We start from the raw sequence: 24,756 nt of genomic DNA on the forward strand, positions 1-24,756 counted from the left end.
ATGACGGCTTCCCGGTAATAAACCGATCAGGCAATCACCAATGCAGTCAGTACTGTCAGCGATTACGCTTGGTTAAGTACTTCTGCTAAGCGTTTTACCGCTTCAGTCAATTCTTCAGGGTTGGCGTTGGTGAAGTTTAAGCGCAGTGCGGCTTTCGCTTCATCGGCCTTTGGATAAAATACTGGGCTTGGTACAACCGCTACACCATTCGATAGCAAGGTTTTCGCCAGTTCGAAGGTGTCACACTCAGGGATTTCAACCCAAATGAACATCCCGCCATCGACGGCTTTTAACACGCAATCTGCAGGCAGTTGTTTCTCTAGCTCTGAGAACAGCACTTCATAACGAGACTTGTACAGGGTGCGAATGTTCTCCATATGTACGCCAAAGTCTTCATGTTTTAGAAGACCAACAAGCAGTGCTTGCATTGGTACACTTGAGTGTAAATCCGCGCCTTGCTTCACTTTGATCAGTGGTTCAAGGTAGCTGCGTTTGCCTGTTACCGCGCCAATACGTAAACCCGGCGATGCAATCTTAGAGAATGAACGAAGAACGATAGAGTTGTCAGGGCAGAACGAAGAAACCAACGGCAGTTCTGTACCCGTGAAACGTAGCTCACGGTATGGTGCATCTTCAATGAATGCCACGTTGTATTTGATACACAGCTCAGCCACTTTTTGACGAGTTTCTGTTGCCCAGCACACACCGGTTGGGTTGTGGAAATCAGGCACGGCATAGAACATTTTTGGCGCTTGCTGTGCAAAGCACGTTTCCAGCTCATCCAGGTTCGGGCCAAATTCAGTTTGAGACACGGTTGCAATGTTTGCTTGAACTAAGCCAAACACCTGCATCGCACCTAAGTAGCTTGGCGCTTCCATCACAACCACATCACCCGGGTCGACATACGCACGTGCAATCAAATCCAAACCTTGCTGAGAGCCAGTACAAATCATTGCCGTGTGTGACTCTGGCAATTGGTAGCTTTGTGTTAGGTGGTCAAGCAACGGGCCGTAACCGGCGGTCGAACCGTATTGGAAAACTTCAGGCATGTTCGCTAGGTTTTCTAGCGTTGGCTTCATTAAATCGATTGGGAATGTTTTCTCGTCCGGTAAACCACCGGCCAATGAGATGACATTTGGATCACTTGCGGCTGCGAGGATCTCTCGAATGTATGAAGATTGAATCTGTTGTAATGACTGTGCGATTTCCATGTGTTGTGTCTCGTCGTTTATCGTTTTTATTCTATCGCTTGATATTACACGGCAATTGTAAAAACTAGCGTGTCCGTTTATGCTCTTAAACATGTCCATTTATGCTATTTAAACGATGTCACGTCAACACATATCGCGAATCAATGATGTCTTGTTCCATATTCACCAAGACATCAGTCAGCCTTTGTCTGCCAAAGAGTTATCTGAGATAGCTGCCTATTCAGAACAGCACTTTCATCGCACCTTCAAAAGTGTGGTCGGGGAGTCGTTGCATCAATATATCCGACGCACTCGAATGGAGTATGCAGCCAACCAATTGATGTTTGATACTAGTTCGTCTGTGGTTGAGATCGCGCATAAATGTGGCTTTAGTTCTGTGTCTTCGTTTAGTCGAGCATTTAAAGCGACCTTTAATATGTCGCCCGGAGAATGGCGTAAACACGATTTACAAGTAGCAGAAAAACCCTATTTGAAAGATCCCGAAGTGGCGGCGGGCTATTTGAGTGTGGCGCAGCGAGTATTGCCCGAACCCAAGATCGTTGAAGTGCCTGAGCGCATGGCAGCCTATGTTCGACATACGGGTTATAACCGCTCTATTCGTAATGCGTGGTTGATATTGAAAGCGTGGGCGAATTCCGAACAGCGTGATTTTTCGAGCCAATTTGGTTTGCATCACTCAAACCCTGCTTGGGTTGAGATGGATCAGTGTCGTTATGTCGCGTGTATCGCGATTGATGAGCCGATTAAGTATCGTAGTGTCGTGAACCAGATGGTGATTCCGGGTGGTTTACATGCCGTATTTCGATTGAATGGCCGCTACGGCGAGCTGCTACCACAGATCAGTATGGTGTTAGAAAAATGGCTACCCACATCTGGTTTCAAACAGCGATCTACTCCTGCGTACGTGCATTATCATCAGAATCACTTTCTTAATAGTGATGAAATATTCGAACTCGATTTCTACCTTCCCGTGAGTTTTTACTGAGCCTTTACTAGGTTAACCATTGAGTTGGCTCAGTAATTGGTTTTGTTGTGTTTTGTCGAGCGTGATTTTACTCATTTGTTGTGGCTAATTTGCTCGCTCAATGACAGAAAGGCGTCTTATGTTGATGGTGCGATGGGAGAGAAGCTTGTTGATAAACGACTCTAAGTAAATGATGACAACGTACGGATTAAACGATAGCATCCCGCTCTAATTGCAAATAGTTCTTAATATCACTCGCTTGAATATATGACCATTACCCACAAAGATTATCTGAAAATTGCTTTCCCTTTCATCATCTCAACAGTGACACAACCTCTGCTAGGTGCGGTGGATACCGCTGTTATTGGCCAACTTGGTATTGCTGAACTGATTGGTGGCGTGGCGATCGGCACCATCATTATGAACACCATGTATTGGTTGTTTGGCTTTTTCCGTGTCAGTACCACGGGGCAAAGTGCGATGGCACTGGGCAAGGGAAACCGCTCTGATCTGGCGGGTAGCTTGATGCGTCCATTTGTGCTGTCTGGTTTGGTGGGCTTGATCTTTATCTTGATACAACCACTCATCTGGCAAGGCGCAATGTGGGTGATTGAGCCTGAAGCCAATGTGGCCGAGCACGCGCATATCTACTTCAGTATTTTGATTTATGGCGCGCCTTTTGTGTTGCTCAACTACACCATTATTGGTTGGTTAATGGGGCAAGCGAAAGCCAAAGAAGTTCTTTATACACAAGTGTTTGGCAATGTGTTGAACATTGTCTTGGATGCGGTGTTTGTACTTTATTTCGATTTGGGCGTCGCAGGTGTGGCTTACGCAAGTTTGATTGCACAAGTTACCACCTTTGCGATTGGTGTGACCTTGGTGATGAAGACCAGCAATATTTCGATCTCTGAGTTTCTGCAAGGCTCGAAGATGAACAAGAAAGACCTATCGACAATCATCTCATCGAATACTGATTTATTGCTTCGCACCATTTGTATCTTGGTGTTCTTCAACATGATGGCGCGTACTGGCTCTAAACTGGGTACGGATGTTCTAGCGGCTAACGCGATCTTGATGCAGGTGACCTTCATAGTCAGTTATATGTTTGACGGCATTGCCAACGCATCGAGTGTGTTTGCAGGTAAGGCGGTAGGTCAGAAGAACCCTTCAATGTTGGATCGCGTATTAAGGCTTAACTTCCAATGGACGGCAGGTTTCATTGCTGCGCTGACGCTTTTAACCCTGATATTCAAAGACATGATTGTTTTCTTGTTTATCGATATTCCAGCGCTGGTTGCCTTGTATCAAGAGATGGCCCCGTGGCTGATTGTGTTCCCGCTGGTGGCAGGCTTTGGCTTAACGGTTTACGGCATTTTTACCGGAACGGGAACCACGCGTCCGGTTAGAAACTCAAGCATCGCGACTTTGTTGGTATTCTTAGCGGTACAGGCATTCACCATCGATATTTGGGGCAATCATGGTTTGTGGTTGGCGTTTACTCTGTTCTATCTTGGGCGTATTGCGTTCCTGTATCCGTTCATCGCACAAGTTAAGCAGAAGTGTTACCCAGTCGAAGATGCCGCTCAGGGTGCCATTAACTAAGTAACCTAATCACCACCTGTAATACTTTATCAAAGCGCTTTACTATTTTTACACGATAAATTTAGTGAGCGCTTTTTTGTATCGGTAAAAATCACCTCGAAGGGTCAACACGCCCTAATGAAAATTGGTCAATCAAACAGCAAATAAAATGCGATACAGTTCAATGTTCTCTTTTCATCATGTCGGCTAAATGATAGAGTTGTTATGTTATAACATCTATGTGTGAGTATCTGCGTGAACGCCCCACTTTTGTCTGTTGACCATCTAACGATCAAAACCTCTTCGAGAATCCTTTTCCAAGATATCCACTTCGATGTTTATCGAGGTGAGCTGTTGGCGATCATGGGTCCTTCAGGTATTGGTAAGTCGATGCTTTCTCGCGCTATTGCGGGGTTTCTGCCAGAGACGGTTGAAGTTGAAGGTCATATTTCTCTATCTGGTGAAGCGGTGTGTGGTTTACCGATGTTGCAAAGAACTGCAGCACAGCGCCCCGCAGTTATCTTCCAAGATGCGCTTCAAGCGTTAAACCCTCTGGTTTCAATAGAAGGCCAACTCTGCCTTGCCTTGACGGGAACTCGCACCAAGCTTAAATCAAATGACAAAATCAAAATTACCGAGTTGCTGATTCAACTTGGTTTTCCTAATCCAGAAACCATCTTGCCGTTGTACCCGAGCCAAATTTCGGGTGGGCAACGCCAACGTGTGTGTATTGCGATTGGCTTGCTGAGTAACTCCGATATTATCATCGCCGATGAACCAACCAGTGCGTTAGATCCGGTGACAGAGCAAGAGATACTTAAGCTGATTCGACACAATGTTAAACAGCGTCAAATTGGTGGTTTACTCATCACCCATGACCTGCATAGCGCGTTGGAGTGTGACAAGCTGTTAGTCATCGATGATGGCGGTGTGGTGGCTTACGGTGCACCGAAACATGCACTTGAGTCGAGCTCTCACGCTTTCTGCTGTTCATTGAGAGACTTAATCGAATGAGCTCGACCTTAACACTAAACTCAGAAGCCTCGCCATTAATGCCAGTGACTGATTCAGAAACACAAACATCGACAGAGATTAAGTTCGACAATGTGAGTGTTCACTACTATTCCGTACCAAGTTGGTTGGGTGGTAAAGCGTTTAAAGCGCTGCAGAACATAGACCTTAATGTTGAAGACAAAAGCCTAGCAATTGTTGGGCGTTCTGGTGCCGGTAAATCAACGTTAATTGAACTGCTATTTGGTCTTAAAGCGCCAACCGTTGGTCAAATAAACTTGTTCGGTTATTCGCTCCCAATTCGCGATAGCAAAGCGCAAGCAACGGTGTGTCGGCTGATTCAATTGGTGCCACAAGAGCCCCACACTAGCCTCAACCCTTACTATACCGTTCGACAGATCTTAGCCGAACCCTTAAGCAACTTAGATGTTTCGGGTAATCATGAAGCCATCATTGAAGAAGCGCTGTCAGACGTTGGATTGCCTGCCAGTTTGCTCTTACTGAAACCTAATCAGCTTTCTACAGGTCAAGCTCAACGTGTGGCTATTGCTCGGGCTCTTGTCGTTAGACCCGCCGTGCTGGTGGCCGATGAACCTACTGCTAGCCTTGACCCTGTGAATCGCCAAAGGTTGTTGGACTTGGTTAATTCATTGAAAAAGAAGCGCGATATGCGCCTTATTTTGGTTACGCACGATTTAGGTGCCGCAAAAGCCCTTTGTGAAGAAATACTGGTACTCGACCATGGTGAAATGGTCGAGCACGGACCGACCGATCAAGTGATGAGTAAACCTGCTCATCCTGCAACTCAGATGCTGATCGAGTCTCAGCCTCTTTCGAAATCTGCTTGTTAAACACAACCCTATTTATTAAAAAATACAGCTACAGAGAAAAATAATTATGCGTTTTAATTCAATCAAACTGGCTTGCGCGCTTGCGTTGGCTCTGCCTTTGACGGGCTGTTTTGACTCTCAACCAGGGTCGAGTGATGCCGCAGTAAAATCTGAAATTCGAGTTGCGATGATGCAACCGCCAAGAACGGGTTTATCGCCACTTTCTGATGACGCTTTTAAGTTATCTCGTTGGAGCACCGCAGAAACTCTGGTTAACCTGAGCCCAACCTCAGAAGCACAACCTATGCTAGCAACGGATTGGAAACATCTTGATCCTCTGACTTGGCAGTTCACGATTCGCCAAGGCGTTAAATTCCATGATGGTTCGACATTAACGGCAAACTCTGTAGTGAACTCTCTACAAAAAGCGCTTGAAGCAGCACCTAAGCCGCGCATCTTAGATGGCGTAGAGCTAGAAGTGAAAGCGATGGACAACTACCGTATAGAGATTAAAACCAGCTTTGATGACCCTCTTTTACCAAGCCGTTTATCAAGCCCTCAATTAGCGATTCTTGCAGCAAGTGCTTATCAAGAAGATGGTCGTGTGAGTCCAATTGGCGCAGGCACTGGACCGTTTGAGTTGACGGAAATTAACGGTACAACAAGCGCGAAACTGAAACGTTTTGATGGCTACTGGGGAGAAAAAGCGCAAGTCGAATCTGTAATTGCAGAATACGTTCCTAACGGTTTTGCTCGTGCTGCAGCACTGAGAACCGGCACGGCTGACGTCGTTGAAGCGGTACCCGTTTCACAAATCGCGACCATTGATCCGAACCTACTTTACGAAGTGGCAATGCCTCGTACTAATACGCTTTACCTGAACAACAAGTCAGGCGTATTTAGCGATATTGAACTGCGTAAGGTAGCGGCAGCTGCAGTAGACCGTGAGCAGATCGTGAATACTGTTTATGAAAACCACGCGGATATCGCGCAAGGTCTATTAGGTCCTGCACTTGCTTGGGCTGAGCCAATTCGACCTGAAGGTCCGGCAGTCGACAAAACGCTAAAAGTGAACGGCGAAAGCATTGTTATCGGTACCTTTACCGACCGTGCAGAGCTTCCAGAAGTGGCAGCACTACTGAAACAACAACTTGAAGCGGTTGGTTTCAAGGTTGAGCTGGATATTCGCGAATACGCTCAGATCGAGAACGATGCGCTATCTGGTAAGTTCGACGCGTTTATCCTTTCTCGTGCAACGGTTCTAGATTCGGGTGATCCAGTGGCATACATGATGAGTGACTTTGGCTGTAAGGGTTCTTTCAACCTTGGCCAGTTTTGTTCTCAAGAGGTAGATAAAGCACTGAATCACGCTGACCTACAACCGCTAGGTGCGCTGCGTCACCAGGCGATCATCGAAGCTGAACAAAAAATCCTTAACGATTTCGCGGCTATCCCGCTGCTTCACGAGCGTGTGATTCAAGGTGAAAGTGAGCGTGTAAGCAATGTCGTTCGTGACCCAAGTGAACGTCGCTTGGTGGATCAAACGACACAAGTTAACCCGGCAACACAGGCTAACTAAATAAATGTTATCTGCTGAGACTCTGCGTCGAACTCTATTTATCTTGACGCCTTGGCTATCAAGAATCGCTTCACTGATTGTGGTGGTGATTCTTGTTGGTTTGATGCCTGACATTGCAGGCATCGACCCAAGCCAATCTATTCTGCGGGCTAGGGCGGGGCAACAACACCTGCTTACGCCTGAAGCTTTAGCTGCGGTACGCGCTGATCTTCAGCTTGACCGTTCAGCCATTGAGCGCCTGCTCGACTGGGTAGGAAGTGCTTTTTCAGGTGATCTAGGTGAATCATGGATTGATGGTTCCTCGGTTGCATTAAGCATTCAAAAAACAGCATTTACGTCTCTGTTTTTAATGTCTAGCGCACTTGTGATGACTTTCGTACTGTGTGGTGCAGGCTTACTTGCTACCTTACGCAGTTGGAAGAAGGGCAAACTAGGGCAGAGTTACAGCAGTTTAAGCACCGTATTAATATCGTTGCCAGAGTATGTGGTGGCCTCGGTATTAATATTGATGTTCTCTATCTGGTTAGGTTGGCTACCACCGTATGGTTGGCAAGGCTGGCAAGATATCTGGCTACCGAGTTTAGCGCTCGCACTGCCTGCAAGTGGCTTGTTTAGTCGCCTACTCAGAGACAGTTTACAACGCGTTCTCAATGAACCTTGGGTGATCACTTGGCTCAGTGCCAACGTTCATTCCAATCAAATTATTCGCTTTGCGCTGAAAAGAGCGCTGAGCAGTCTGATCCCGCAAATCGCGATGATCGTGATTGGCTTAACTGGTGGCGCAGTCGCGGTTGAGCTTATCTTCTCGATCCCTGGTATCGGACGCATGATTCTTGGTGCAGCCAAGGCGCAAGACTTACCAATGCTGCAGGGCGGCTTATTGGTGTTACTGCTATTTTCAATTGCCGTAAGCAGCATGAGCTTGTTTGTTCAGCAATTGATTCTTGGCCACAGCCTGAAAAGCGGCAAGCTCATCAGTAGCCACTCTTCGTTTCGTTTCACCCAGAACCGCGCAAAGCGTGTCACTGCTTTAGCGATCTTCTCTTTCCTAATTGCTATCGTAGTTTGGGCTGCATTCCGAGACCCATACACTAGCCAGTTTGCACGCTTAGCATCGCCGAGTTGGCAAGCACCTTTGGGCGCAGATGGCATTGGCCGAGACCTACTGGCGAGAATTGGTTCTGGTATGGTTGCGACCTTCCAAGCCGGCATTTTAGCAACGTTCTTGAGCTTGGTGACGGGCATCATCATGGGTTTCAACACCCGTTTTAGCCAAGGCCTTATCGAAATCACTAAGGGTATCCCATACATCATTGCTGGCTTGCTTGTTGCAGGTTTAACGGGGATGAATCCGAACAGCGCCTTAATCGCGATTGTATTGGTGTCGTGGGCGCCGTTAGCCGCACACTGCTCAAGCTTGATCGTAGAAGCCAAGGCGCAACCTTATACACACCTCGCGCCACTATGGGGCACCAGTAAGCTTAGAATCTTCCGTTTCTACTTGCTTCCGTATGTGTTGCCACCGTTGTTAAGACACGCGATGTTGAGGCTACCGGTTATCACTCTAAGTCTGACCTCGCTGAGCTTCATCGGATTAGGGGCAAAGCCACCAACACCTGAATGGGGTTTGATGATCGCAGAGAACCTTCCATACATTGAGCGCGCGCCATTAGCAGTCATGGGGCCAATTGTTGGGCTGATTCTGTTGGGTGCAGCGATTAACATGATGTTTGATGACTAACGAAAAGAGCCGGTCGCTGAGGTTTCTAAATTGACGATTCGATTGGGTATTCGATTTAGCATTTATGTTGTAACCTTAGCCCTGCTTTTTAGAGACGCTTTTTGATCGGCTCGAAAGCTAAATAGACCCTAGTTAAGTGTAAAGGATTCAACATGTATCTCGTTTTGTATTGTCACAATATTGGTATGACCGACTTTTCTTTCTTTGAAACGGAAGACTTCGATAAAGAAGATGGCTATATCGTGCGAGGTAAATGGCCGAACGAGAAAGCGTTCCGTGATTACTTAACCAAAGAGTTTGGTGATATGAACGAGTTCCAAGTGATCGACTTAATCGCCAAAGGTGCAGAAGCAGAACACTACTCGCCAGAAGAGTTGATGAGCTTGGCTCAGTAGCCGCTAGCTCAGCAATATCTAGCTCGGTAATACGGTTTAAATCGAATAAAAAAATGGCAGCCTGATTGGCTGCCATTTTTCGTTTTAAGCTAGAGCACGTTGCTCGCAGTATGAGTGGAGCTACTGCGTGACTTCGTCCACCAAGTACAAGATTGATTGATACGGAATGCCACTGTGGTGTGATAAACCGATCTCACAGGTTCGGCTGTTACTGAAGCCACGAGTGCAGTTGCTCGGCACTTGTTCCTTGAGTGGGTGTACCGCCGCCTCATTCAGCTCTGGTGTAGTGAAGCCTTTATCACCTGCCCAACCACAACATTGAATATGCTCTGGAACAATCACCTCTTCGGTGCAGGCTTTAGCAAGGTTTAACATCGCACCTTCTAAACCCATTCGACGAGAGCTACAGGTGACATGCAGCATTACGGTTTCTTGCAGCGGCTCAAGTGTCAGGTGCTCTAGCAGGTATTGGTTCACAAACCCTGTCGGTTCTAGCACTTCTAATGGTTTAGTGAACTGCTCAATACTGCGCTTGGCACAAGGGCTGGTGTCCATTAGTACAGGGTATTCACCCTGACAACTGGCTTGCCATAACACTTCTTCCAGTTGTTGCGCTTTAGATTGGGCTAAGTCGGTCATACCTTTGCTGTCGTAAGGCATACCACAGCATTGGTCGTCTAGCTTCTTCGGCAGAATCACTTCGAATCCTGCTTTTTTAAGTAGAGACATGGTCACTTCGGTCAAAGGGCGTTGGTCGCCTGCATCGCTTTGTTGTCCCATGGTACGACTCGCACAGGAAGGGAGGTAAACCACCTTCTTATGATTGCTTGAAGGTTCTGCCGTCACTGGTGATGAGGTTAGCGAGTGACTATTGGATTGCGGCATCTCTGGCAACCAAACCGGTGTCGCGCCTTTAGTCATTGAGCGTAAGCCGTTGGTTAGCTTGCCGACTGTATTTGCTCCTAGAACCTTACTCGCCACTTGATTAGTTTTGAGGCCAGCCTTGGTCAGCTTGGTGGTGGTCGAGAAGTGATCCGCTGTCCACTTAGCAATTGGTGTGAACTTCTCATATTTGGCGATACGAAGCTTCTTCACTAAATCGCCAGTGTTGATGCCCACTGGGCAACGCTCGGCACATAGGCCTGTTGCAGCGCAGGTATCAATGCCTTGGTATTCAAAAGTCTTCTCTAGCTCGCTGGCTTCTATCTCTTCGCCTGCAGCACGGCGGCGTTGTAGCTCGCGATATAAAACAATACGTTGGCGAGGTGATAAAGTCAGCGTGCGAGAAGGGCAAACAGGTTCACAGAAGCCACACTCAATACAGCGGTCGACTAGATCATCGGCAGCAGGCATCGGCTTCAGGTCTGTGATGTGGGAGTTTGGATTGTCGTTGATTATAACGCCGGGGTTAAGCAGCCTTTCTGGGTCGAACAGTGCTTTGATTTGTTGCATCAAGGCATAGCCATCTTTGCCCCACTCTAATTCCACATAAGGTGCCATGTTTCGGCCCGTGCCGTGTTCCGCTTTCAGTGAACCTTGATATTTCACTGCAACTAGCTCGGCAACGTCATCCATGAAACCGCCGTAACGGTCGATCTCTTCTTGGCTATCGAAGCCTTGGGTAAACACAAAGTGCAGGTTGCCTTCGAGTGCATGGCCGAAAATGATCGCCTCGCTGTAGTCGTATTTATCGAACAGCTCTTGCAGCTCTCGAATGCCGTTAGCGAGGTTTTCAACAGGGAAAGCAACGTCTTCAATGATGACGGTAGTGCCGACTTCACGCACTGCGCCAACTGCTGGGAACATGCCTTTTCGGATGCCCCACAGAGTCGCGACTGTCTTCGGATCGGACGTGAAAGGGACTGATTCAACAATCGTGTATTCAGTCAATGCGTCTAAAATTGATTTACATTGTAAATCTAAGTCCTGCTGGGAGCTGGCGTGTGATTCCACCAAAATAGCAGCGGCTTCTAAATCTAGGCTCGGCATGAATGCAGGCATACCCGGTTTATCCGCCACTGAACGAAGTGCTCTGCCATCCATCAATTCAACCGCAGCAACTGGCGTTTTTGATAGCGTAGTCACGGCTTTACTTGCTTGCTCGATGTCGGCAAACACCAACAGAGCCGATGCTTTGTTCGGATGTTCGATAACCGTGTTATAGGTAATCTCAGCAATGAAACCTAGTGTGCCTTCTGAGCCAATCATCAAGTGTTTGATGATCTCAATTGGGTTGTGGTAATCAACTAGAGCATTGAGCGCGTAGCCGGTGGTGTTTTTAAGACGGTACTTGTGGCGAATTCTGTCTGCGAGTTCTTGATTCGAGCTGGTCTGTCTGTGTAAATCAACAATGCCTTCAAACAGCGCTTTGTGCGATTGCTTGAAAGCCTCAACGCTGGCGTTATCTGCGGTATCAAGCAGGGAACCATCACTTAATACGATTTTCATACTCTCGACGGTGCGATAAGAGTTTTGCGCAGTACCACAACACATGCCGCTGGCGTTATTCGCCGCGATACCACCGATTTTACAAGTATTGATTGAAGCTGGATCTGGGCCGATTTTACGTTGAAACGGAGCAAGATATTTGTTGGCATCAGCGCCAATCACACCCGGTTGCAGGATGATCTGATTACCGTTATCGACGATTTCGTGGCCGCGCCAGTCGTCGGTCAGGGTGATAAGTACCGAGTCTGAAACGGCTTGTCCTGAAAGGCTTGTACCCGCAGCGCGAAAGGTAAAATGAATGCCCAGTTCGCGACAGCTTTGAATGGTGAATATGACTTCGTCTAAGTTTTTAAGCCTTAGAACCATTTTCGGCACCAAGCGATAGAAACTCGCATCGGTGCCATAAGCCAAACGCTTTGCCTCTTGAGTGACAATGCGTTCTGTTTCTATTTTTTGAGCCAGTATCGCTTCAAGCTGCTGATAAGCTTGTGCGTCTATTACTCGCTCATGGGATGTGTTTGTCTCCATCTTTGCTTCCTTGTGCTTCTTATTTGGCACTGGTTAGGGCGTGTTGACCTTTCGTGGTTAAATTTTGTTCGAGATAAAAGCGTTTTAATCGCGGCGAGGGGGAAGTAGCCTAGTCACTCTAAGCAAATCCCCCTCAACAAAGAGTAAAACGCTTTTAGCTGAACCCTTCGGGCAGCGTTTGCTGGCCATTTCTACTACGTTATCGGCTTCTCATGTAGGCTAGCTACACATCGACGCCTCTGCCTTGTATAAATACCCAGCAACTCGCTGCAAAAATCAGCTCGAAAGATCAACACGCCCTAGCTTTTTATTTTCCAGTGCTTAAACGGTGTCACAACGGCAGTGGAATTGCTGTGACACCGATTGAACTTCAGTCTAAGTAGACCAAAGCATGAGTCCGAATCTGAATCCGAACCTGAATCTGAGTCGTGGTGGTTTAATCTAGCCCTACCAAAGACTCACGGGTTAAGTCTTTGATTGTCTTGGCGCCTGTCAATGTCATCGCAACGCGCATCTCTTTGTCGTAAAGGTCGAGTAGGTTTTCAACCCCTGCTTGTCCTTGTGCCGCTAACGCATAGACGAAAGAACGGCCAAGTAAGGTGCAATCTGCGCCCATCGCCATCATGCGCACTACATCTAAGCCAGTACGAATACCAGAGTCGACCAGAATCTTAGTGTCGCCTTTTACTGCGTCTGCAATTGCAGGCAGTGCTTTGGCACTTGATAGAACACCATCAAGCTGACGACCGCCGTGGTTTGAAACTACGATACCGTCTGCGCCAAATCTCACGGCGTCTTTTGCATCTTCTTCATCAAGAATGCCTTTAATGACCATAGGGCCGTCCCAGAAATCACGGATCCACTCTAGATCTTTCCATGAAATCGACGGGTCGAAGTTATCACCCAACCAACCGATGTAGTCTTCCAGTTTGGTTGGCGAATCGCGGTAAGTAGAGATGTTGCCAAGATCGTGAGGCTTGCCGAGTAAACCAACATCAACTGCCCAGCTAGGATGACGCATTGATTGAAATACACGACGCATTGCAGCGTTTGGACCACTCATTCCTGAGTGCATGTCACGGTAGCGAGCACCAGGTACTGGCATATCCACGGTGAAGACCAGCGTTGTGACGCCAGCTGCTTTGGCGCGTTCAAGAACGTTCTTCATGAAGCCACGGTCTTTTAACACGTAAAGTTGAAACCACATTGGGCGTTCAATCTTAGGTGCGACTTCTTCAATCGGGCATACCGATACCGTCGACATGGTAAAAGGAATGCCTTTGTTGTCGGCGGCTTTTGCTGCTTGTACTTCACCACGTCGTGCGTACATGCCTGTTAGACCAACCGGAGCCAGTGCGATTGGCATTGCGAGCTTTTCGCCAAACAACTCGGTTTCCAAGTTTAGGTCCGACATATCATTAAGTACACGCTGCTTGAGCGCGATCTCTGCCAGATCGGCCGTGTTGCGGCGTAGGGTATGTTCTCCGTAAGAACCGCCGTCAATGTAGTGGAAAAGAAACGGTGGTAATTTCGATTTTGCTGCGGCGCGGTAATCAGTCGATGCGGATATGATCATAATTTCAGTCCTAAATTCTTGGGATGTTGCCCTTCTATGAGAGCTTGGTTTGGGCTGCTTTAATTCTTGAAAGTCAGTGTTCGATCTTGCTTAATTTTTGAAGCTGTAAACGATAAAACGATAAAACGATAAAACGATAAAACGATAAAACGGGAAAATGGCGTTAATACCCGAGGGTGTTGATGTGTTTTAGTATCCATTCCGAAACTCATCAACTGTCTTATTAGACGGTGTTGCAGTCGGGGAATTGAGTATTAACGCCAAATGCTTGTGTAACGACTTATGGTTTACATAAGTGCGTCTGTCATTTTGAAGCCGTAGATAACCACGAGGCCGATGATCCCTGTCATCACCAGGTAGTAGAACGTTGGGATGATTGTCTTACGTAGCGTTGCACCTTCACGTCCTAGTAAACCTACCGTTGCCGATGCCGCTACTACGTTGTGAATCGCAATCATGTTACCTGCTGCTGCACCAACCGCTTGCAGAGCGACAACCACCGCACTAGAGATAGTCAGAGTTTGTGCTACCTCGAACTGGAATTGGCTGAACATCATGTTTGAAACTGTGTTCGAACCTGCAATGAAGGCACCTAACGCGCCAACCGTTGCACTCAGTGCAGGGAATGCGCCGCCAACTAGATCAGCTGCAAAGTTCGCAGTCGTTACTGGCATACTTGCCAAATCAGCGCCGTTCACACCAGAGTTAATAAAGATACGTACCATTGGGATGGTGAACACCAACACAAAGCCTGCGCCAATCAGGGTTTTACTTGACTCACCAAAGGCTTTAGCCAGTGGTGCTGCGCTGCGAGATTGCATTAGAACAGCAACCAGTGCGACGAAGACCAAGATACCGCCCGGTAGATACAGAGGTTGAATCGCAGTGCTTACGCCAGTCTCGCCAAGGATGTTGCTGAACGATAAGCTCACGCTCTTAAGTAGGCCTTTGAACTCAGGGCTCACACGGCTAGCAACTAGAGTGACAGCAAGCAGCACGTAAGGTGCCCATGCCATTGCCATGCTCATTTTCTTATGACCTTGCTTAGTGTCATCAAGATCGATTTTCAGAGAACCTAGCCATTCTGCTGGCCACTTGTCTTCGCTCTCGAAATCCCATTTTGATTTTGGTACGAGGAAGCCACGTTTTGCTGCTGTAACCACAATCGCTAGGCCAACCAAACCACCAATCAATGATGGGAACTCTGCGCCAAGGAAAACGCCCGTTAATGCATAAGGAATCGTGAAAGCAGCACCTGCGAACAGTGCGAACGGCAGGATATCTAAACCTTCAGTCCAGCTTTTGTTCTTACCGAAGAAGCGAGTCAGCATCATCGCCATCAATACAGGCATCATCACACCAACAGAAGCATGAATCAGCGCAACGCTTGATGTGATTTGTTGTAGGTAAGCATCCCATGTTGAGCCATGAGCAATCAGGCTTTCACCGATATTGTGCGTATCCAAACCTTTGTTCACACCAACGATAATTGGAGTACCAACCGCGCCGAATGATACTGGCGTTGATTGGATCATCATGCCCATCAGTACCGCAGCCAGCGCTGGGAAGCCGATCGCAACCAATAGTGGTGCTGCGATGGCAGCAGGTGTGCCGAAGCCAGATGCGCCCTCAATAAATGAACCGAAACACCAAGCAATGATGATTGCCTGAACACGACGGTCAGCGGATATGTCAGTGAATCCGTTGCGGATAGTAGTGATGGCTCCGGTGTGTTTCAAAGTGTTTAATAAGAAGATGGCGCCGAACACAATCCAGAGAACCGACACGGTTATGCCGAAACCTTGGAATACAGAAGCCAGCACTCGAGTGCTAGACATATCCCAAGCAAATAGGGCAATAGCAACGGTTAGTGCAAATGCCACTGGCATCGCTTTTTTCGCTGGCCAGTTCAGGCCAACCAATAGAATCGCTGCAACAACTATTGGTGAAAATGCCAATAGGGCTAGTAGAGTTTCACTCATGGGTACTTCCTCGTACTGTTTTCAAACGTTCATGTTTGAAGTAAAGATCACGTTATGGTTTGTCATTATTTGAATCGCTTTGGCCTCTAAATGGGAACCTTATTTAGGCGAATCTTGTAATTGGAATGACTGTTTTTGTAATTGTTTTGTTAATTTGGCGTGAATTTACCCCTTTATTTTTTATTGATATAGGGAAATAATGAAAATAATTAATTCCAAAATTGGCATAATCAGATGCGAGCAGACGATTTGATCCTGTTTTCACAGGTGGTAGAACTGGGCAGTTTCAGTAAAGTGGCAGAGCAAAATAACCTTACAAATTCGGTAGTTAGTAAAAGAATTGCGCGTTTAGAGGAAGAGATCGGCGTGCAATTATTATATCGAACCACGCGTAAATTGACCCTGACTGAGGCGGGTAAGGCAATGTTACACGGGGCCAAAAATGTGAAGCAGGCAGCTCAAGAGGCTATGGATGCAGTTTCAGGCTTTGGTGAAAATGTCAGTGGTCATATCAAAATGTCAGTGCCTACTATCTCCGGAGATTTGATTCTCGCAGACGCGGTGGCTGAGTTTTGTAATATGCACCCAGGTTTAACGGTCGATATGTCTCTGAACAATCGCTTTGTCGACTTGGTTGAGGATGGTCTCGACTTGGTGATTCGAACCGGCTACTTGGAAGATTCAAGCCTCATTGCTCGTCATATATTGGATTCACAATGGGTGGTGTGCGCTTCGCCGTCTTATATCGCTAAGAACGGTAAGCCGATGCTACCTAAAGACTTAGTGCAACATAACTGTCTGCAATACGCGTATCAAACAACGGGTGCCAGTGAATGGCAGTTCCTGCATAGTAAAGACGGATGTACTGACAACGACAAATACATAGTGCGTGTCTCGGGTTCATTTTCTACCGATAACGCCACGGCACTTCGTAAAGCTGCGTTGGGCGGCCATGGTGTGGCGTACGTGCCACGTTGTCTGGTGTATCACGATATTCGCAACGGCCAGCTGGTGGACATCTTCCCTGATTTAGTCGGTAAAAAGCTGGGTATTTATGCGGTGTACCCCTTTACGCGCCAGCCACCGAACAAGATTAAGTTATTGATTGAACACATCAGAACCCGTTACCTGACGATTTCACATTATTTTTAATAAGGATCACGATGAGCTATCTAAAAGAGTATCCAGTCACCAACAAACAGATCGTCAGCGATGACTATTTTGGCCAGATAATCGAAGACCCGTATCGTTGGTTAGAAGATGATAGAAGTGACGAGACCGCGCAGTGGGTAGCGAGTCAAAATGAGGTCACGTTTGATTACCTTGCTCAAATTCCGTATCGCGCTGAACTGCGAGAGCGATTGGCGAAAGCGCAAGACTACAAAAAGAGCTCGCAGCCGTTTGTGCGAGGTGATTACACCTATTTCTATAAGAACGATGGCCTGCAGAATCACAGTATTCTCTATCGTCAGAAAGAGGGGCAGCAGGTTGAAGTCTTCTTAGACCCGAATACCTTCTCGGAAGACGGCACCACATCTCTAGGCTCGGTGTCGTTTTCTAAAGACTACAGCTTAGTGGCGTACAGCATTTCTGAAGGTGGTAGCGACTGGCGCAAGATCTTCGTTATTGATACCGAGACTAAACAGCAGCTTGAAGCCGAAATCACTGACGCTAAATTTACTGGTATTTCTTGGTTGGGTAATCGCGGCTTTTATTACTCTAGCTATGACAAGCCAGACGGCAGTGAACTCTCTGCTCGTACTGAGCAACACAAGCTGTACTTCCATGAGTTGGGTACAGAGCAAGCTAGTGACAAGGTAATCTTTGGTGAGAGCAACGCTGAACAACACCGTTATGTGTCGGGCTACACCACGGAAGACGATCGTTACCTAATTATTCTTGGGAAAGAATCGACATCAGGTAACAGACTGTTCTATATCGATTTAGATTCAGAGGCGCAATCGTTGAACACGCTGATTGACCATGTTGATAGCGACACTTACCTCATCGATAACCAAGACCAAGTCTTCATCTTATACACCAACTTAGAAGCACCCAATGGCAAGGTGGTGAGCTTTGATACTCGCGATGGAAAGTGGCTTGATATCATCCCTGAGAAGCCACAGCCACTGGACATCAGCACTGGTGGTGGTTACTTGTTTGCGCACTACATGGTGGATGTGGTGTCTAAAATCGATCAGCTTGATTACCAAGGTAACTTAGTTCGAGAACTTCACATGCCAGGGATGGGAACGGCCAGTGGCTTAGGTGGTAAAAAAGAGCAAACCCAGCTTTATTACACCTTTACCAACTATGTCACGCCGCCAACGATTTTCTCATTCGATGTCGAAACTGGTAGTTCAGAAATCTATCAGCGATCTGAGTCTCCGTTTGAGTCGGATCAATTTGAGTCTAAACAGGTCTTCTATACCTCAAAAGATGGTACACAGGTTCCGATGCTTATCTCTTATAAGAAAGGATTAAAACTAGACGGTAGTAACCCAACCATTTTGTACGCTTATGGCGGCTTTAATGTCAGTCTGACGCCTTCTTTCTCAGGTACGGTCGGCAGTTGGCTAGAACTGGGTGGTGTATATGCGGTGCCAAACCTGCGTGGCGGCGGTGAATACGGTAAGGCATGGCACAAAGCGGGTACGCAACAACAAAAGCAAAACGTATTTGACGACTTCATTGCTGCTGCGGAATTCTTAATCGAAGAAAACTACACCAGCAGTGATACGTTAGCGATCCGCGGCGGGTCTAATGGTGGTTTGCTAGTAGGCGCTTGCATGACACAAAGGCCTGAGCTGTTCCAAGTGGCTCTGCCTGCGGTTGGGGTATTGGACATGTTGCGTTACCACACATTCACGTCTGGTGAAGGCTGGGCGTACGACTACGGCACATCAGCACAAAACAAAGAGATGTTCGAATACTTACTTGGCTATTCTCCCGTTCACAATGTGGTGCGCGGCACGGACTATCCAGCGACGTTGGTCACGACGGCTGACCATGATGACCGCGTGGTGCCAGCTCACTCTTATAAGTTCATTGCAGAGCTGCAAGATAAGCATGAAGGTGGCGCGCCCGTGATGATTCGTATTGATGTTAATGCGGGCCATGGCGCTGGAATGCCGCTGAGTAAAGCGATCGATCTCACCGCCGATATCTATGCATTTACTCTGTTCAATATGGGGATTGAGTCTCTAGATTCACTTTAGCGAATGCTTGATTCTAGATAACGGGGTATTTTACTCAGACCAAAAAGCCTCAAAATCTGCCTTAGATTTTGAGGCTTTTCATATATATGAAAACCAATCAAAGCTGCACCATATTCCCCTCACTTTCACACACTGTTTTCCGTGATAGCCGCCACCATTACTGATGAAATGAAAGCGATTTCAAGCTGACATTTTACGGATGTTTGTTCATAACTTATTGATCTAAATGCAGTAGTTTTCTCCGTGAATTTTCTAAAGGTTTCATGACATTTAAGCTGATTTATCAGTGTGAACAGCGACCAACTTTTCAACGCTTTCATTGCTTAATATTTCCCTGTTCGATGAAAACTCAAAAAAATAATAGGGAATTACAATGCAAAAATTTAAGCTTTTGCCAATAACAGTCGCAGTGGCGGCGTCGCTTGCTTCACTCTCTTCTTTTGCTGCTGATACTGATATAGAAGCATTAGAAAAACGAATTCAAGAGTTAGAATCTAAGGTTGTGGATATTGATTATGTTAACGATCAACAGCCCGCTGTCCTAACTGCAGAAACTAAGGTGCCAGAAGGCATCGTCTTCTCTGGTTATGCTCGTTACGGCGCTCACTACAAGAGCGGTGATGAGCGTTACGTAGACATCGGTACAACAGGTCGTTCTGTCGGTCGTTTGGGTAACGAAGCCAATGGTGGTGAGGTTCAGTTAGCTAAGCTTTTCCAAGCTGACAACGGCGCTATCTGGGACGTCGTATTCATGGCTGACCATTGGGAAGCAGACGCTTGGGCTGACGACGGCGGCTTGAGTATGAAAAAAATGTACGCTGGTGTAACCAATGTATTTGAAAGCCAACCTGAGCTTTACATGTGGGCTGGTCGCGACTTCCATCAGCGTCCACAACAAGGTCTGAACGATTACTTCTGGATGACACATGATGGTCAAGGTGCAGGCTTTAACAATCTAGATTTCGGTGGCGCTAAGCTGGATATGGGTTTTGTTGGCCAAGTGAAAGGCGGCCTTGTGAACGACAACGGTCGATACGCTGTGACCGCGAAACTACACAGCATTGACGCTGGTATTGGTAACCTAGATTTCTACGCGAACTACGGCTTCGCATCTAGCGAAGCGGATACGTCAACGACAACTGAATACGTATACGATCCATTGACAGGTAAGATGGAGCCAGTGGTAACGCCGGGTGAAAAAATCAGTGACGAAACGGCCTACCTAGTAGGTGCGACGTTAGGCTTAGGCGACTCTAACCGATTAATAGTGAAATACGGTGACGGTGCGGATTCATCAGTATTCGACCTAAAAGGTGACTACCAAACTTTGTACGCAAGTGTTGAAGGTAGCTACGCAGCAACAGATAACTTCATCATTGATTACTTAGTGTCATACAAAGACAACTCTGGTTCTGATCTAGACCGCGAGAACACGGAATACGCTGGTATCGTTCGTCCACAGTACCAATGGGATGATGTTCACTCTACATGGTTAGAAGCGGGCTACGGCATGGTTGATTACGATGACGACGGTGAAGAGAACGCTTGGAAAGTAACGCTTTCTCAGAACGTTTCTCTAGGTGGCTTACCTTGGAGTCGTCCAATGCTTCGCTTCTACACAACTGTGGGTGATGTAGAAACGAAAGGCAACACAGTGAAGACAACTAACGTTGATACATTGTCGTTCGGCGCAATGTTTGAAGCTTGGTGGTAATCACAAATTAGCAACAGCAGCTCTTTGAATTCGGCATATTTCAAAGAGCTTGTGTTTGAAAGTAGTAAAGACTGTCCATTTAGCCCTAAAGGCAGATTAATTAGGGCACGTTTCAATTAACTCCATTCTTGGGCACATTCTTTGTGCCTTTTTTTCGTCTTGAATATCTGTTCTATCATTTTGGATTGCCTCTCCCTCTGCTCTCCATGACATCTTCAATACCTCGTTTCATATTATTTTAATGTATCTCGCGTACCCTGCTTTATCCCTAGTAATTGTAATGGCTAACTACGCGTCGTAGCCCTTGCATATCAATAGCCTAGTTAGCGGGGAATACTCGATATTCATCGTATTTGATACACCAATAGGTGTGTTGAAACCCCTTCACGGAACTAAGGCTTTTAACAAATCTGACTCACTATGGATTCATGATTCCATGAAACAGTTTCATGACATGAAGTGAATCTGTAAGCGCTTTCATGATTTCCACAACTGGCCTTTTTACCTCCAACTTTAGTGTGATGACACTCACTTCAACTAAAACGTAATTTCTTAATAATCGTTTTGTAAGCGGTTACAAGCTAATGAAGTATCGAGGTTCGAGTGGCGACAATTAAACACGTATCAGAACATGCAGGTGTGTCTCAGGCGACAGTGTCTAGGGTTATTAATGGCACTAGCAGAGTGAGTCATGACAAGAAGTTAAAGGTTGAAAAAGCGATCAAAGAATTGGGTTATCGCCCGAACTCTATCGCTCAAGCTTTGGCTTCAAGTCGTACCGGAAGTGTTGGTGTAGTTGTTCCAGAACTAGGCGGTTCTTTCTATTCAGGCATCTTGCATTGCATAGAGGAAAACCTACGCCGCTTTGGTTACCACGCTGTGGTTACAGCGGGTTCGAACACTGAACAAGGGCAGCGCGAGTCGGTGGAATTTCTGCTGGGGCGTCGTGTTGATGCTTTGATTCTTCATACTCAACTGCTCAGTGATGATTATTTAATTGAATTGGAAGAACAGGGGATCCCTGTGGTTTTGATTAACCGCTTCATCCCAGAAATGGCGATGAGTTGTATTGATATTGATAACGAAGTCGGGGGGCTACTCGCTACTCAATATCTTTTGCAAAAGGGACATACAGATATCGCGTGTATTACCGGGCCTTTAGATAAAGCAGATGCTAGGGGGCGTTTGCAAGGGTATCGAAAGGCCTTGGAAGAAGCGGGTGTGCCATACGATGAAGCCTTAGTCTCGGAAGCGGGTTTTACTGAAGAGACGGGCATCAGCGCTATGAAAAAGCTGATGAATCGTAAGTGTCATTTCACAGCAGTATTTGCTTCGAATGATCACATGGCATTCGGCGCCTTTGAGGTGCTGCATCAAGAGGGACTGTCAGTTCCGAAAGATGTATCACTGGTGGGCTTCGATAACACCATCTTCGCGCGTTATCTGACCCCTAGTTTGACCACCATTAATTTCCCTATTGAAGAGATGAGCGTTGAAGCAGTACAGCTCACTCTACAGAAGCTAAAAAAAATCAAACATGACGTGAACTTTAAATTGCTGCCGACGTTGGTCACTAGAAACTCGGTATCGGATTTACCAGTTACCCTATAAAAATATTAAGGATAGAACATGAAATTTAAGACCTTGGCGCTTTCATGCGCGGTTGCTTTAGGATTAGGTACAACAGCTGTGAATGCCGCTGACAAAGAGATTCGTTTCGACGGCTTCCCTGATTTCGATAGCAGCTTGAAGGTGTTACTGCCTGATTTCGAAAAGAAGACAGGGATTAAAGTTGATTACCTTATGAACAACCATGGTGACCACCACACGAAACTGACAACGAACCTTGCAACGGGTTCTGGTGCAGGTGATGTGATTGTTGTCGACGTTGAGAAAATTGGTCCATTCGTTGGCTCTGGTGGTCTAGTTAACCTGTCTGAAAACTACGGTGCAGATAAATACGAAGAACGATTCGCACCTTACGCATGGGCACAAGGCAAAGGCGCTGATGGCGATATGTACGGCATTCCTGTCGACCTAGGTCCAGGTGTTATGTACTACCGTACCGACGTATTCGAAAAAGCGGGCATTGATGTAGAAGAAGCAATCAAAGATTGGGATTCATACATTGCTGCTGGTGAAAAACTGAAAGAGCAAAACGTACAACTTATTGCTTCAGCAGCCGACGTAGCACAAGCAATTATCTTCACGACGGTTCCTGAAGGTGAAGGTCTGTACTTCGATAAAGATGGCAACCCTGTTGTGACATCAGAGCGTTTTGTTCACGCTTTTGAAGTAGCAAAAGAGATTCGCGACAAAGGTTTAGACGGCCGTATCCTAGCTTGGTCTAACGAATGGTACGAAGGCTTTCGCAACGGCACATTTGCAACTCAACTTTCTGGCGCTTGGCTTCTTGGTCACCTAAACAACTGGATTGCACCGGAAACTAAAGGTAAGTGGGCAGTAGAAAACCTACCTGATGGTATCTACGGCAGCTGGGGTGGTTCATTCCTTTCAATTCCAACTCAATCAGACAACCCAGATGAAGCTTGGGCGCTTATTGAATACATGACGACTGACCGTGAAGTACAGCTTAAGCACTTCGAAACGATTGCTGCTTTCCCAGCGAATACAACAACGTATGACGATGAGCTTTTCCAAGAAGAGATGGAGTTCCTAGGCGGACAAAAAGCCCGTCTTATTTTTGCTGAAGTTGCGCAAAACATCAAACCAGTATCTCCAGCACAAGGCGACCACGTTGCACGTTCTATCATCTTAGAGAACGCATTGATGGAAGTACTTGATGAAGGTAAAGACATCGAGACAGCGCTTAAAGAGGCTGAGCGTCTAATCAAGCGTCGCACGCGTAATCTTTAATTTGTTATTACTTTGAGTAAGTGAGGAGGCGCGGATAGCGCGCTTCCTTTTTTAAGAGGTCGTTACTATGAATCATACAGCGAGCACAACGATAGAACCTTCGGAGCAAAGCTTTTTTTCTCGTCTGAATTTGAAAGCGCTTACACCGTATGGATTTCTTCTGCCGTTTCTGATCATTTTTTCTGTATTTGGGATCTTCCCGCTGTTGTTCTCTGTTTACCTGTCGTTCCACGAATGGAACCCAGTACAGGGCATGGACGCAATGCAGTTCGTTGGTTTTGAGAACTACCATATTGCCTTGACTGACCCGTGGCTATGGCGTTCATTAAAGAACACATTGTGGCTAGCAATCACATCAGGTGTGGCTCAGCATTTAGTTGCTATTCCAGTGGCTTACATGTTGGTTTCGATGGGTGACCGTATGCGTCACTGGCTAACATCGGCGTACTTTCTACCGTTCATCACATCAACGGTCGCAGCGTCACTGATTTTCTTCAACATGTACTCTCCTAACTCAGGAATTATTAACCAAACGCTGATGGCTCTGGCTGATAGCACGCTGTTTGGTTGGGCATTTGCTTGGGTTAATGATTTTCAACCCATCCGCTGGTTAGACGATGCCACTATGGTGAAGCCGTCTATCGCGATCATGGTTTTCTGGAAATACACCGGTTTTAACATCGTCCTTTACACCACGGGTTTAATGACGATTCCTAAAGACATTTTAGAAGCTGCTCGTATGGATGGTGCCAATGCCTTCCGCCGCTTCTGGAACATCTCACTACCAATGATTCGTCCATTTATCTTCTTTGCAATTACGATGACCATCATCGGTAACCTGCAAATGTTTGAAGAACCGTTCGTACTAACGCGTGGCACAGGTGGTACAGGCCAATCTGGTTTAACTATCTCTATGTACCTCTACAAAGTGGGTTGGGAATGGCTAGAAATGGGCACGGCCTCAGCGATTTCATGGCTTCTGTTTGCACTCATCGCAACGTGTACCTTGGTTCAATTTTTATTCTTCGGTAAGAAAGGCTTAGGGGAACATTAAGATGTCGACATCAATTAAGACAAATACTTCACCACTAAGTGGCC

The 24,756-nt window shown here is 46.7% G+C and carries 17 protein-coding genes; 13 read left to right on the top strand and 4 right to left on the bottom strand.

Features of this window, described 5'->3' with window-relative positions; genetic code table 11:
* Window positions 1–62: 62 nt before the first annotated feature.
* Complete coding sequence (locus MSG34_RS04340; protein WP_248336377.1) at window positions 63–1,211, bottom strand: PLP-dependent aminotransferase family protein; 1,149 nt, start codon at window positions 1,209–1,211, stop codon at window positions 63–65.
* A gap of 115 nt (window positions 1,212–1,326) precedes the next feature.
* Here MSG34_RS04340 and MSG34_RS04345 point away from each other — a divergent pair, with 115 nt between their 5' ends.
* From MSG34_RS04345 to MSG34_RS04375, 7 genes are all read left to right on the top strand, one after another.
* Entirely contained in the window at window positions 1,327–2,196 is an 870-nt protein-coding gene (locus tag MSG34_RS04345) for a GyrI-like domain-containing protein (RefSeq protein ID WP_050651251.1), read from the top strand.
* Window positions 2,197–2,442: 246 nt separating this feature from the next.
* A complete protein-coding gene (locus MSG34_RS04350; RefSeq protein WP_248336378.1) occupies window positions 2,443–3,780 on the top strand; it encodes an MATE family efflux transporter in 1,338 nt (445 codons plus the stop codon).
* Window positions 3,781–4,014: 234 nt separating this feature from the next.
* Window positions 4,015–4,773, top strand: coding sequence for an ATP-binding cassette domain-containing protein (locus MSG34_RS04355; protein ID WP_086969156.1), 759 nt, complete (start codon window positions 4,015–4,017; stop codon window positions 4,771–4,773).
* Complete coding sequence (locus MSG34_RS04360; RefSeq protein ID WP_248336379.1) at window positions 4,770–5,621, top strand: ATP-binding cassette domain-containing protein; 852 nt, start codon at window positions 4,770–4,772, stop codon at window positions 5,619–5,621. Before MSG34_RS04355 ends, MSG34_RS04360 begins: the two co-directional genes overlap by 4 nt.
* A gap of 46 nt (window positions 5,622–5,667) precedes the next feature.
* A complete protein-coding gene (locus MSG34_RS04365) occupies window positions 5,668–7,179 on the top strand; it encodes an ABC transporter substrate-binding protein (protein WP_248336380.1) in 1,512 nt (503 codons plus the stop codon).
* Between the two features lie 4 nt (window positions 7,180–7,183).
* Window positions 7,184–8,920, top strand: coding sequence for an ABC transporter permease subunit (locus tag MSG34_RS04370; RefSeq protein ID WP_248336381.1), 1,737 nt, complete (start codon window positions 7,184–7,186; stop codon window positions 8,918–8,920).
* Between the two features lie 152 nt (window positions 8,921–9,072).
* Window positions 9,073–9,315 carry a hypothetical protein gene (locus tag MSG34_RS04375; protein ID WP_248336382.1) on the top strand — a complete coding sequence of 81 codons (243 nt, stop codon included), beginning with the start codon at window positions 9,073–9,075 and terminating at the stop codon, window positions 9,313–9,315.
* Window positions 9,316–9,435: 120 nt separating this feature from the next.
* On the opposite strand, the gene MSG34_RS04380 is transcribed toward MSG34_RS04375, so the two are convergent.
* The 3 genes from MSG34_RS04380 to MSG34_RS04390 form a co-directional block, all read right to left on the bottom strand.
* Window positions 9,436–12,291 carry an FAD-binding and (Fe-S)-binding domain-containing protein gene (locus MSG34_RS04380; RefSeq protein ID WP_248336383.1) on the bottom strand — a complete coding sequence of 952 codons (2,856 nt, stop codon included), beginning with the start codon at window positions 12,289–12,291 and terminating at the stop codon, window positions 9,436–9,438.
* Window positions 12,292–12,727: 436 nt separating this feature from the next.
* Entirely contained in the window at window positions 12,728–13,867 is a 1,140-nt protein-coding gene (gene lldD / locus MSG34_RS04385) for an FMN-dependent L-lactate dehydrogenase LldD (protein WP_248336384.1), read from the bottom strand.
* 287 nt (window positions 13,868–14,154) lie between these two features.
* A complete protein-coding gene (locus tag MSG34_RS04390; protein WP_248336385.1) occupies window positions 14,155–15,849 on the bottom strand; it encodes an L-lactate permease in 1,695 nt (564 codons plus the stop codon).
* A 234-nt stretch (window positions 15,850–16,083) separates the two neighbouring features.
* On the opposite strand from MSG34_RS04390, the gene MSG34_RS04395 reads away from it, so the two are divergent.
* The 6 genes from MSG34_RS04395 to MSG34_RS04420 all read left to right on the top strand — a co-directional run bounded on the left by MSG34_RS04395 (window position 16,084) and on the right by MSG34_RS04420 (window position 24,712).
* Window positions 16,084–17,001 (top strand): LysR family transcriptional regulator, encoded by a 918-nt coding sequence (locus MSG34_RS04395; RefSeq protein WP_048611944.1) that lies wholly within the window; start codon window positions 16,084–16,086, stop codon window positions 16,999–17,001.
* Window positions 17,002–17,012: 11 nt separating this feature from the next.
* The gene (locus MSG34_RS04400) at window positions 17,013–19,067 is read left to right on the top strand and encodes a prolyl oligopeptidase family serine peptidase (RefSeq protein WP_248336386.1); all 2,055 of its coding nucleotides are present in this window, start codon (window positions 17,013–17,015) and stop codon (window positions 19,065–19,067) included.
* A gap of 373 nt (window positions 19,068–19,440) precedes the next feature.
* Window positions 19,441–20,781 carry a carbohydrate porin gene (locus MSG34_RS04405; protein WP_248336387.1) on the top strand — a complete coding sequence of 447 codons (1,341 nt, stop codon included), beginning with the start codon at window positions 19,441–19,443 and terminating at the stop codon, window positions 20,779–20,781.
* A 603-nt stretch (window positions 20,782–21,384) separates the two neighbouring features.
* Window positions 21,385–22,392, top strand: a complete 1,008-nt coding sequence (locus MSG34_RS04410; protein WP_248336388.1) for a LacI family DNA-binding transcriptional regulator — start codon at window positions 21,385–21,387, stop codon at window positions 22,390–22,392.
* Between the two features lie 18 nt (window positions 22,393–22,410).
* Window positions 22,411–23,658 carry an extracellular solute-binding protein gene (locus tag MSG34_RS04415; protein WP_050632545.1) on the top strand — a complete coding sequence of 416 codons (1,248 nt, stop codon included), beginning with the start codon at window positions 22,411–22,413 and terminating at the stop codon, window positions 23,656–23,658.
* A 67-nt stretch (window positions 23,659–23,725) separates the two neighbouring features.
* Window positions 23,726–24,712, top strand: coding sequence for a sugar ABC transporter permease (locus MSG34_RS04420; RefSeq protein ID WP_248336389.1), 987 nt, complete (start codon window positions 23,726–23,728; stop codon window positions 24,710–24,712).
* Window positions 24,713–24,756: the final 44 nt, after the last annotated feature.

The organism is Vibrio sp. 1CM2L (assembly GCF_023161695.1).
Lineage (GTDB): Bacteria > Pseudomonadota > Gammaproteobacteria > Enterobacterales > Vibrionaceae > Vibrio > Vibrio coralliirubri.

Coding starts and splice junctions, on each gene's coding strand:
- MSG34_RS04340 (WP_248336377.1), bottom strand. CDS start 1,211: ATGGAAATCGCACAGTCATTACAACAGATTCAATCTTCATACATTCGA.
- MSG34_RS04345 (WP_050651251.1), top strand. CDS start 1,327: ATGTCACGTCAACACATATCGCGAATCAATGATGTCTTGTTCCATATT.
- MSG34_RS04350 (WP_248336378.1), top strand. CDS start 2,443: ATGACCATTACCCACAAAGATTATCTGAAAATTGCTTTCCCTTTCATC.
- MSG34_RS04360 (WP_248336379.1), top strand. CDS start 4,770: ATGAGCTCGACCTTAACACTAAACTCAGAAGCCTCGCCATTAATGCCA.
- MSG34_RS04365 (WP_248336380.1), top strand. CDS start 5,668: ATGCGTTTTAATTCAATCAAACTGGCTTGCGCGCTTGCGTTGGCTCTG.
- MSG34_RS04370 (WP_248336381.1), top strand. CDS start 7,184: ATGTTATCTGCTGAGACTCTGCGTCGAACTCTATTTATCTTGACGCCT.
- MSG34_RS04375 (WP_248336382.1), top strand. CDS start 9,073: ATGTATCTCGTTTTGTATTGTCACAATATTGGTATGACCGACTTTTCT.
- MSG34_RS04380 (WP_248336383.1), bottom strand. CDS start 12,291: ATGGAGACAAACACATCCCATGAGCGAGTAATAGACGCACAAGCTTAT.
- lldD (WP_248336384.1), bottom strand. CDS start 13,867: ATGATCATATCCGCATCGACTGATTACCGCGCCGCAGCAAAATCGAAA.
- MSG34_RS04390 (WP_248336385.1), bottom strand. CDS start 15,849: ATGAGTGAAACTCTACTAGCCCTATTGGCATTTTCACCAATAGTTGTT.
- MSG34_RS04395 (WP_048611944.1), top strand. CDS start 16,084: ATGCGAGCAGACGATTTGATCCTGTTTTCACAGGTGGTAGAACTGGGC.
- MSG34_RS04400 (WP_248336386.1), top strand. CDS start 17,013: ATGAGCTATCTAAAAGAGTATCCAGTCACCAACAAACAGATCGTCAGC.
- MSG34_RS04405 (WP_248336387.1), top strand. CDS start 19,441: ATGCAAAAATTTAAGCTTTTGCCAATAACAGTCGCAGTGGCGGCGTCG.
- MSG34_RS04415 (WP_050632545.1), top strand. CDS start 22,411: ATGAAATTTAAGACCTTGGCGCTTTCATGCGCGGTTGCTTTAGGATTA.
- MSG34_RS04420 (WP_248336389.1), top strand. CDS start 23,726: ATGAATCATACAGCGAGCACAACGATAGAACCTTCGGAGCAAAGCTTT.